Source organism: Actinomadura logoneensis (assembly GCF_003428695.1).
GTDB lineage: Bacteria > Actinomycetota > Actinomycetes > Streptosporangiales > Streptosporangiaceae > Spirillospora > Spirillospora logoneensis.
The window spans coordinates 1-6,943 of record NZ_QURH01000904.1; the positions used below are offsets into that span (position 1 = coordinate 1).

General features: G+C 75.8%; 5 protein-coding genes. 3 read left to right on the forward strand and 2 right to left on the reverse strand.

Annotation, left to right across the window (positions count from 1 at the left end; genetic code table 11):
• The coding region (locus DZF91_RS30485; protein ID WP_117360541.1) for a DEAD/DEAH box helicase at positions 1–1,956 on the forward strand (1,956 nt) is incomplete at its 5' end.
• A 63-nt stretch (positions 1,957–2,019) separates the two neighbouring features.
• On the opposite strand, the gene DZF91_RS30490 is transcribed toward DZF91_RS30485, so the two are convergent.
• Positions 2,020–2,736 carry a Crp/Fnr family transcriptional regulator gene (locus DZF91_RS30490; protein WP_235834667.1) on the reverse strand — a complete coding sequence of 239 codons (717 nt, stop codon included), beginning with the start codon at positions 2,734–2,736 and terminating at the stop codon, positions 2,020–2,022.
• Positions 2,737–3,070: 334 nt separating this feature from the next.
• Here DZF91_RS30490 and DZF91_RS42990 point away from each other — a divergent pair, with 334 nt between their 5' ends.
• Both DZF91_RS42990 and DZF91_RS30500 read left to right on the forward strand, forming a co-directional pair.
• Positions 3,071–4,537, forward strand: coding sequence for an aminotransferase class I/II-fold pyridoxal phosphate-dependent enzyme (locus DZF91_RS42990; protein WP_117360543.1), 1,467 nt, complete (start codon positions 3,071–3,073; stop codon positions 4,535–4,537).
• 38 nt (positions 4,538–4,575) lie between these two features.
• The gene (locus DZF91_RS30500; protein WP_199487001.1) at positions 4,576–5,127 is read left to right on the forward strand and encodes an NADPH-dependent FMN reductase; all 552 of its coding nucleotides are present in this window, start codon (positions 4,576–4,578) and stop codon (positions 5,125–5,127) included.
• Between the two features lie 34 nt (positions 5,128–5,161).
• Here the strand turns inward: DZF91_RS30500 and DZF91_RS30505 are convergent.
• The coding region (locus DZF91_RS30505; protein WP_147341463.1) for a heavy metal translocating P-type ATPase at positions 5,162–6,943 on the reverse strand (1,782 nt) is incomplete at its 5' end.

Genomic DNA, 6,943 nt, shown 5'->3' on the forward strand with positions numbered 1-6,943 from the left:
CGCCGCCGGGCGCCGCGCCCGCAGCGGTTCCGGCCGCCGGCGCGGCCGGACGTCGTGGAGCGGCTGGAGCGGGCCGGGCTGCTGCCCGCGATCACGTTCATCTTCTCCCGCAACGGCTGCGACGCGGCCGTCCTGCAGTGCCTGCACGCGGGGCTGCGGCTGACCTCCAAGGAGGAGGCGGAGGAGATCCGGGCGCACGTGGAGCTGCGCACCGCCGACCTCGACCCCGCCGACCTGCACATCCTCGGCTACCACGACTTCCTGGCGGCGTTGGAGCGGGGCATCGCCGCGCACCACGCCGGGATGCTGCCGACCTTCAAGGAGGTCGTGGAGGAGCTGTTCACCCGCGGGCTGATCAAGGCGGTGTTCGCGACCGAGACGCTCGCGCTCGGCATCAACATGCCCGCCCGCACCGTGGTGATCGAGAAGCTCGACAAGTGGAACGGCGAGGCGCACGTCGACCTCACGCCCGGCGAGTACACCCAGCTCACCGGGCGCGCCGGCCGCCGCGGCATCGACGTGGAGGGCCACGCCGTGGTGATCTGGGGGCCGAGCGTGGAGCCGGCGTCGGTCGCCGGGCTCGCCGGCGCCCGCACCTATCCGCTGAACTCCAGCTTCCGGCCGTCCTACAACATGGCGGTGAACCTGGTCGGGGCCGTCGGGTTCGAACGCGCCCGCAACCTGCTGGAGCAGTCGTTCGCGCAGTTCCAGGCCGACCGGGCCGTGGTCGGGCTGGCCAAGCAGGTCCGCAAGAACGAGGAGGCGCTCGCCGGGTACGCCAAGGCCGCCGAGTGCCACCTGGGCGACTTCATGGAGTACGCGGCGCTGCGCCGCCGCCTGTCGGACCGGGAGGCGGAGCTGTCCCGGGAGCGGTCGGCGTCGCGGCGCGCGGAGGCGGCCCGGTCGCTGGAGCACCTGCGCCCGGGCGACGTGATCCTGGTGCCGTCCGGGCGCCGGTCCGGCCTGGCCGTGGTGCTCGACCCGGGGCTGGGGCGCCGCTCGGACGGGGCCGCGCCGCTGGTGCTGACCGCCGGCGCGTCGGTGCAGCGGCTGTCGGTCCAGGACTTCCCGCGGCCGGTGGAGCCGGTCGACCGGATCCGGGTGCCGAAGTCGTTCAGCCCCCGCAACCCCCAGATGCGCCGCGACCTGGCGTCCACGCTGCGCAACAAGGTGTCGCCGGAGACCCGCGACCGGCGGCGCGTCCGCGACGTCCCGGCCGGGGACGACGCGGAGGTCGCGCGGCTGCGCGCCGAGCTGCGGTCGCATCCGGTGCACGGCTGCGACCAGCGCGAGGACCACGCCCGCTGGGCCGAGCGGTTCTTCCGGCTGGAGCGGGAGACCGAGCTGCTGCGCCGCCGCGTCGAGGGCCGCTCGCAGGTGATCGCCCGCACGTTCGACCGGGTCTGCGCCGTCCTGCAGCAGCTCGGCTACCTCGACGGCGAGGAGGTCACCGAGGAGGGCCGCCGCCTCGGCCGCATCTACAACGAGCTGGACCTGCTGACCGCCGAGTCGCTGCGCGAGGGCCTGTGGGACAAGCTCGACCACGCGCAGCTCGCCGCGTGCGTGTCGGCGCTGGTGTACGAGTCGCGGCAGCCGGACGACGCGTCGGCGCCCCGCACGCCGGGCGGCGCGGTGCAGGACGCCCTGGCCGGGATGGTGCGGCTGTGGGGGCAGCTGGACGCGGTGGAGAAGGACAACCAGGTGTCGTTCCTGCGGGAGCCCGACCTGGGGTTCGCGTGGACGGCGTACCGGTGGGCCAAGGGCGACGACCTGGACGAGGTGCTGATGGACGGCGACATGACCGCCGGCGACTTCGTCCGCGCCGTCAAGCAGCTGCTGGACCTGCTGGGGCAGGTCGCGGACGCGTCCGAGCCGAACAGCCACCTGCGCAAGACGGCGCGGCGCGCGATGGACGCGATGCGCCGCGGCGTCGTCGCCTACACCTCGGTCACCTGACCCCGTCGCCCGGCCGCCCGCCGGTCGGCGGGGCGGCGCGGTCGGGCTGAGCGGCGGGGGCGGTCACTCGTCGTCCTCGGGCGGGCGGTGCGCGAACTCCAGCAGGCCGGGGACGTCCACGACGGTGATCCGCCGCCAGCCCGTCCGGACCAGGCCCTCCTGGCGCAGCCGGTTCAGGCCCCGCGCGACGGTCTCGCGCGAGGCGTCCATCCACGAGCCGAGCTCCTGCTGCGACAGGGGAGGGGCGATGTCCACGCCGCCGTCCGGCGCGGGCGGGGCGTGCCGCGCCGACAGCTCGGCCAGGTGCGCCAGCAGCAGCGCCAGCCGCTGGTCGCCGCGGACGGCGACGTGCGCGCGGACCCGCTGGCCGGCGTCGTCCAGCCGCCGCACGAACGTGCTGCTCACCAGCCGCCACACGCGCGGATGCGCGTCGAGGAACGCGGTGAACCGGCCCGCGGGCACCACCCGCGCCCGGACCGTCGACAGCGCCGTCACCGTCGCCGACCGGTGCCGCGCGCCGAGCACCGCGCTCTCGCACACCAGCTCGCCCGGCCCGCGCACGGCGAGCACCACCGACTGCCCGTCCTCGGTGGACGAGGCGACCTTCGCCCACCCGGACTCGATCACGATGATGTGGTCGGACTCGTCGCCCTGCAGGCACAGCGGCGTGCGGGCGGGGAACGTCCGGGGCCGCGCCACCGCCCGCAGCGCGTCCCGCTCGGCGGTCGTGAGCGCGCCCCAGAAGTCCTCGGGACGCACCGGCAGTTTCCTTTCGATCACGGGGGTCCGTTCTCCGAGCCTCCCCGGGGAAGGGGGCTCGCGGTGTCGGGACGGGAGGACCGGCGCCCCCGGCGGTCGGGGGCGGTGGGGCACCCCTCCGGTGCCCGCCTCCCCCAGCAGACACCCTGCCCGCCCATGATGCTGCCCCCGGCGACCCATCCCGTCTGCGTCATCTGACTCACTGGGCCGCCTCACCCGCCCCTGGCGCGTCCCGCGGGCGAGACCGGACCTCGGTGCCCGAGTCGTCCGGGGCTGGTGAGTCCTTGGTGGTCAGGCGGGTGGACGGACGGCGCCGGGACGTTACAACGGGGATCGGCGGGGAAGCCTCCGCCCCATGGATCACTCGAAGGCTCCCGTGCTCGACGCGCTGGCCGCCTACCATCGGCGCGGCGACGTCCCGTTCACCCCGCCCGGCCACAAGCAGGGGCGCGGCGCCGACCCGCGCGTGCGGGAGGTGCTGGGCGACGCGGTCTTCCGGTCGGACGTGCTGGCGATCGAGGGACTGGACGACCGCAGGTCGTCGGAGGGCATCCTGGCGCACGCGCAGGAGCTCATGGCCGACGCCGTGCACGCCGAGCACACGTTCTTCTCGACCTGCGGAAGCTCGCTGTCGGTCAAGAGCGCCATGCTGTCGGTCGCCGGGCCGGGGGAGAAGCTGCTGGTCGGACGGGACGCGCACAAGTCGGTCGTGTCCGGGCTGATCCTCAGCGGCGTCCGGCCGATCTGGGTCGAGCCGCAGTGGGACCCCGACCTGCACCTGGCGCACCCGCCGTCCGCCGAGGCGTTCGCGCGCCGCTTCGAGGAGCACCCGGACGCGCGCGGCGCGCTCGTCACCAGCCCCACCCCGTACGGGACGTGCGCGGACCTCCGGGCCATCGCCGAGGCGTGCCACCGGCACGGCAAGCCGCTCATCGTGGACGAGGCGTGGGGCGCGCACCTGCCGTTCCACCCGGACCTGCCCGCGTGGGCGATGGACGCGGGCGCGGACGTCTGCGTCACGTCCGTGCACAAGATGGGCGCCGGGCTCGAACAGGGGTCGGTGTTCCACCTGCGGGGCGACCTGGTGGATCCCGACGTGCTGAGCGCCCGCGAGGACCTGCTCGGCACCACCAGCCCGTCGGTGCTGGTCTACGCGGGCCTGGACGGGTGGCGGCGGCAGATGGTCGAGCACGGCGAGCGGCTGCTCGGCGACACGCTGAAGCTCGCCGACCGGGTCCGGCGCGAGATCGAGGCGATCCCGGGGATGCACGTCAACGCCGAGGAGTTCGTCGGGCCGGGGCGCGCGTACGACCGCGACCCGCTCCAGATCGTCATCGACCTCGCCGGGATGCCGGGCGTCACCGGCTACCGCGCCGCCGACTGGGTGCGCGCCCGGCACCACGTCAACCTGCACCTGTCCGACCACCGCCGGATCAGCGCGCAGCTCACCTTCGCCGACGACGAGTCGACGGTCGGGGCGCTGCTGACCGCGCTGCGCGACCTGTCGGACCACGCCGACTCGCTGCGCGGCGCGCCGCGCGTGGAGGTGCCGTCGCCGGAGGAGCTGCGGCTCGAACTGGTCGTGCTGCCCCGCGACGCGTTCTTCGGCCCGGCCGAGCAGGTCCCCGCGGACAAGGCGGAGGGACGCGTCAGCGCCGAGATGCTGACCCCGTACCCGCCGGGCATCCCGGCGGTCATGCCCGGCGAGCGGATCACCCGTCCGGTGCTGGACTACCTGCGGTCGGGCGTGGCGGCGGGGATGGTCATCCCGGACGCCGCCGACTCCGACCTCAAATCGATCCGCGTCTTCGTCGAGGACTGAGCGCCGCGCCCGCTCCCGCCGGGAGCTAGGTTGGTGCGGTGAACGAACCTGTGATCCTCCTGCTGAGCGGCAGCCTGCGTACCGGATCGTCCAACGAGGTGGTGCTGCGGACGGCGGCGGACGTGGCCGCGCCCGGCGTCCGGACGGTCCGGTACGCCGGGCTCGCCGACCTGCCGCACTTCAACCCCGACGACGACGCCGACCCGCTGCCCGCGCCGGTCATCGAGTTGCGCGCGGCGATCGACCGGGCCGACGCCCTGCTCGTCTGCTGCCCCGAGTACGCGGGCACCCTCCCCGGCTCGTTCAAGAACCTGCTGGACTGGACGGTCGGCGGCACCGAGATCTGCGACAAGCCGACCGCGTGGGTGAACGCCGCCGCGCCCGGCCGGGGCGGCGGCGCCGAGGCGACCCTGCGGACGGTGCTCGGCTACACCGGCGCGGCCATCGTGGACGAGGCGTGCGTGCGGATCCCCGTCGTCCGGGCCGCGGTGGACGAGCGCGGCGTCATCACCGACGCGGAGCCGCGGGCGCTGCTGGCCAAGGTCATCGACCGGCTCGTGGACGCCGCCACCGCACACCCCGCCGGGTGACCGGAATTCCCGAGTTCCGCCGCGTGCTCGGGTGTCAGTGCGTGGGGGACTCGGGGTGGGCCGGTGTGTCGGCGAGGACGAAGTAGTGCTCCTCCTCCTGCGTGAAGTGCAGGCGCAGGACGGCGGCGAGGTCCCCGATCGTGCGGCGCAGCTCGTCGGAGGCCCCGGGACGGCCGGGGTCCTCGACGAACTCGTCCCGCAGCAGCCCGATGCGGCGCGACAGCTCGGCGATCTCGGCGTGCGCGCGGCTCATCGCGCCCGTCGGGTCGCTCCCGCCGAGCGCCGACGCGACGGCCGGGTACAGCAGCTTCTCGTCGCGCTCCTCGTGCTCGGCCAGGTCGCGCAGGAACGCGTCCAGCTCGGCGTTCGCGGCGGCGCGGCCGGCGTCGTCGGGGCCGGTCAGGGCGTCGGCGAGCGCGGGCAGCGCCTCGATCCGCGGCCACAGCCCGCGGTGCTCCTGGTCCAGGCTGCGGACGAGGTCGGCGTCGTCGCCGTGCAGCCGCGGCCAGCGGTCGCGGCCCGGGCCGAGGGCGCGCAGCGCGCCCAGGATCGCCGCCAGGTCGATGACCTCCTGCACGACCGCGCCGAGCGAGGGCGTGAGCAGTCCGAACGCGGCGACCACCATCGCCGCCAGCGACAGGCCCATTCCGCCGAGCACGCTCTGCCGGGCGATCCGCTGGGTGCGGCGGGCGATCGCGAGGCTCTCCGCGAGCCGTTCCAGCCGGTCCACGGTGATGACCACGTCGGCCGCCTCGGACGACGCGGTCGCGCCCCGCGCGCCGAGCGCGACGCCGACCCCGGCCGAGGCGAGCGCCGGGGCGTCGTTCACGCCGTCGCCCGCCATCACCGTCGCGGCGCGTGCGCTCTCGGCGCGGACGACCTCGACCTTCCCCTCGGGCGTCTGCTCGGCGCGGACCTCGTCCGCCCCGACCAGCTCCGCGATGGGGTGCGCCACGGCCGCGCGGTCTCCGGTCACCATCACGGCCCGCTCGATCCCGGTGCGGCGCAGCATCTGGAACGTGCGCGCCGCGTCGGGGCGGATCCGGTCGCGCAGCAGCAGCGTCCCGGCCAGCCGGCCGTCCAGCCCGACGAACACGGTGATGGAGCCGCGCGCCGCCGCCCGCGACCGGACGCGGTCGAGCCACACCTCGTCCTCGGGGCCGGCGCCCGCCCAGGCGGCCTTGCCGACCGCGACCCGCCGTCCGCCGACCAGGCCCCGCACGCCCTGCCCGGCCTCCTCGGCGACCTCGGCGGGCAGCGACAGCGGCAGGCCCCGGTCGCCGGCGCCCCGGACGATCGCGGTGGCCAGCACGTGCGGCGACACCTGGTCCAGGGACGCGGCGGCGGTGAGGATCTCGCCGGGGTCGGCGCCGTCGCGGGTCACCACGTCGGACAGTTCGGGCCGTCCGGTCGTGACGGTGCCGGTCTTGTCGAACAGCAGGACGCGGGCGCGCGCCAGCCGCTCCAGCGCGCCGCCGCCCTTCACGACCACGCCGCGCCGCGCGCAGCGCGACAGGCCGGACACATAGGCGATCGGCGCGGCGAGCAGCAGCGGGCAGGGCGTGGCGACGACCAGCACCGCGACGGCCCGGACCGGGTCGCGCGCCGCCGCCCACGCCACCCCCGCCAGGACGAGCGTCACCGGCAGGAACAGCCCGGCGTACCGGTCGGCGAGCCGGACGAACGGCGCCGACTCGGCCGCGGCGTCCCGGGCCAGCCGGACCACCCCGGCGTAGGCGCTGCCCGCCGCGTCGGTGGTCGCCCGCAGCGGGAACGGCCCGCCGGCGTTGACGGTGCCGCCGCGCGCCTCCTCGCC